This is a genomic window from Mesorhizobium sp. (assembly GCF_005063415.1).
Lineage (GTDB): Bacteria > Pseudomonadota > Alphaproteobacteria > Rhizobiales > Rhizobiaceae > Mesorhizobium.
Genome location: NZ_SUEG01000018.1, coordinates 9,358 through 12,371 on the forward strand (window position 1 = coordinate 9,358; position 3,014 = coordinate 12,371).

The 3,014-nt window shown below is 62.0% G+C and carries 2 protein-coding genes and 1 pseudogene; all 3 read left to right on the forward strand.

Annotated features, from left to right (window positions below):
* Nucleotides 1-231: 231 nt before the first annotated feature.
* Nucleotides 232-1,758 (forward strand): ABC transporter substrate-binding protein, encoded by a 1,527-nt coding sequence (locus tag E5W70_RS07585; RefSeq protein ID WP_292656002.1) that lies wholly within the window; start codon nucleotides 232-234, stop codon nucleotides 1,756-1,758.
* A gap of 64 nt (nucleotides 1,759-1,822) precedes the next feature.
* Nucleotides 1,823-2,830 (forward strand): ABC transporter permease, encoded by a 1,008-nt coding sequence (locus tag E5W70_RS07590; protein WP_292656006.1) that lies wholly within the window; start codon nucleotides 1,823-1,825, stop codon nucleotides 2,828-2,830.
* Nucleotides 2,823-3,014 (forward strand): annotated as a pseudogene (locus tag E5W70_RS07595) (ABC transporter permease); the annotation flags it as partial. The gene E5W70_RS07590 and the pseudogene E5W70_RS07595, both read left to right, overlap by 8 nt.

Here is a 3,014-nt window from a genome sequence, read left to right on the forward strand (position 1 = left end):
CGGTTACGCCGGCTGGAACACGCCGGTCGGCAATCTGCACCTGACCGGGGCGGCAACATGGCCGGGCGCCGGCACCGGGGCGGCGTCGGGCTTCATGCTCGCGCAACAACTTGGCGGGAGGTAGGCTCCATTTTTCATCCAGGGTGAAGGAGGACAAGGCGCGGTTGCCCAAGGAGCCTGAACCCACCGATTGACAACGACACCGCGCATAAAAGCAACAGGGGAAGGACCATGACAATCAACAGACGAGAATTGCTCGGATATGGCGCGGCCGCACTTGGCGCCACGGCGCTCGGCCTGCCGCAAATCGCCAAGGCTGCCGGCGAACTGACCATCGCCTACAATGTCAACCTGCCGTCCTGGGACCCGACCACCGGGCCTTCGGCGGTCAACCCGACCATCCAGGGTCTCTACCAATCGGTGTTCGACCAGTTCATCCCGCAGAAGCCGGATCTTTCTTTCGCGCCCGGCCTGCTCACCGAATGGGGCTGGAACGAGGATCGCAGCAAGATCATGATGACGGTGCGCGAGGGCGTGAAATGGCATGACGGCTCGCCATTTACGGCCGAAGACGTGGTCTGGTCGCTGCAGCGGGCGGGCGACGAAAAGACCGGCAACCCGATCCAGTTCGTCTGGAAGAACGTCAACAACTTCAAGATCGACGGCAACAAGATCACCGGCGACGTCGTGCAATTCGACCCGGTGTATTTCAAGTGGATGTCGTTCCTCACCGGCTACATCATGCCGAAGGCCTATTATGAAAAGGTCGGCGCCGAAGGCTTCGAGAAAGCTCCGATCGGCACCGGGCCCTATATGGTCGACAAATTCGAGCGCAACGCCTTCCTGCGGCTCAAGGCCAACCCGAACTACTGGGGCGGCAAGCCGGCCTTCGAAAACGTGACGATCAAGTTTGTCACCGATGCGGCGAGCCGCGTCGCCGAGATCGAGTCCGGTTCCTCGCAGGTGACGCTGGAAATTCCTTATGAGGAATATGACCGCCTGATCGCCAAGGACGGGCTTGCCGGCTCATGCAAGAATGTTTCCGACATCGGCATGATCTTCTTCAATGACATCGACGTGATGCTGGACAAGAACGTGCGCCAGGCGGCGGTGATGGCGGTCGACAAGAAGCTGCTGGTCGATCGATTGCTGCGCGGCTACGGCCAGCCCATCGATACGCTGGAGACGCCGGAATACGCCGCCTACGATGCGTCGATCAAGGTCGAGCACAACCTAGAAAAGGCCAAGGAATTGCTGGCCGCATCCGGCTATTCGCCGGAAAAGCCGGTCAAGTTCACGATACAGACGACCAAGGGCTTCAAGCCCAAGGACTACGAGATGATCCAGGCGATCGTCGGCATGTGGCGCAAGGTCGGTATCGAGGCGACGATCGAGGTGTACGAGATCGCCAAGCACTACGAGTTGCGCGCCGCCGACAAGCTTGCGCCGACGGCTTTCTACAATTGGGGCAACGCCATCGGCGACCCCACCACTTCGACCGGCTTTGCCATGTATGGCCCAAGCCCGCATTCGGTGTGGGACAGCCAGGATCTGATCGACATGATCAATCCATTGTGGGGCGAGAAGGACGAGGCCAAGCGCATTGCCGGCTGGAAGGCCGTCGACAAATACATCGCCGAACAGGCCTATGTGCTGCCGCTGATCCAGTATGCGCAACCAATCGTGCATGCCAAGGGCGTCAATGTCGTGCAGCATGTGTCCGGCGCACTTCTGCCGGCGCTGATGAGCCCGGCCTGAAACAGTCTTCGGCTTGCCGCGCGCCGTCCGGCATGACGACGCGCATTTTCCGCCACGGGCGCCCATGCTGCTGCAAAGATTCCTGATCCGTCTTCTGACGATGGCGATCACGCTGTTCGGCGTGGCCGTCGTCGTCTTCGTCGTCATCCGCGTCGCGCCCGGCGATCCGATCGCGATGATGCTGCCGCCCGGCGCGACCGATGCCGACGTCGCGCGGTTGCGCGCGCTTTACGGGCTCGACAAGACCATCGTCCAGCAATTCTTCATCTGGCTGGCCGGTGTCGTCAGGGGTGATTTCGGCACGTCGATTTCGCTGCGGCAGGATGTGCTGGGGCTGGTGTTCAATCGCCTCCCGGCGACACTGGAACTCGCGATCGTCGCGCTTTTGATGGCGCTGGCGATCGGCGGCACGACGGCGATCCTCGGCGCGCGCGAGCGCGGCACCGCGGTCGAAGCCGGCATCGACATTGCCAGCGGTGCGGCGCTCTCGATTCCCGATTTCCTGTGGGGCCTGGTACTGATTCTTCTGTTCGGCGTGCTGGTGCCTATCTTCGACATTTCCGGCCGGGTGTCGCCGCAGCTCGACCTGCCCTTCGCCACGCAATTCTATCTGTTCGAAAGCATCGTACGGCTGCGCTTCGACCTGACCAGGGACCTGCTGGCACACATGCTGATGCCGGCGATTGCGCTGGCGCTGCCGCTGGCCGCGATCATCTCGCAGCTGCTGAAACAGTCGCTGAAAGAAGTGCTCGACCTCGACTATGTCGTGCTGGCGCGGGTAAAGGGCTTTTCGGAAACGCAGGTCATCCTGCGCGAGGCGCTGAAGAACGCGGCGCTGCCGACGCTGACGCTGGTCGGCGTGCAGTTCACCTTCCTGATCGGCGGCACGGTCATCGTCGAACGGCTGTTTTCCTATGAAGGCCTCGGCAATATGGCGATCGACGCCGTCATCAATCGCGACCTGCCGCTGATCCAGGGCATTGTGCTGGTGTTCGCGCTGCTGTTCGTGCTGATCAACCTTGCCGTCGACATGATGTATGCGCTGCTCAATCCGAGGCTGCGCCATGGATGAGGCCCGCATTTCAAGACATGGGTCGCGGGCACGCCTGTGGCTGGCTGGCGGCTGGCTATTGCTCGCGCTCCTTGCCGCGATCTTCGCGCCGCTGGTCGCACCACAGGACCCACTGGCGCAGGACCTGATGTTCGAACGCCTGCCGCCGTTCTGGCTGAGCGGTGCTGAGCCCGGCTACTGGCTC

Excerpts from the sequence above, each read along its gene's own strand:
- E5W70_RS07585 (WP_292656002.1), top strand. The coding sequence starts at position 232 with ATGACAATCAACAGACGAGAATTGCTCGGATATGGCGCGGCCGCACTT.
- E5W70_RS07590 (WP_292656006.1), top strand. The coding sequence starts at position 1,823 with ATGCTGCTGCAAAGATTCCTGATCCGTCTTCTGACGATGGCGATCACG.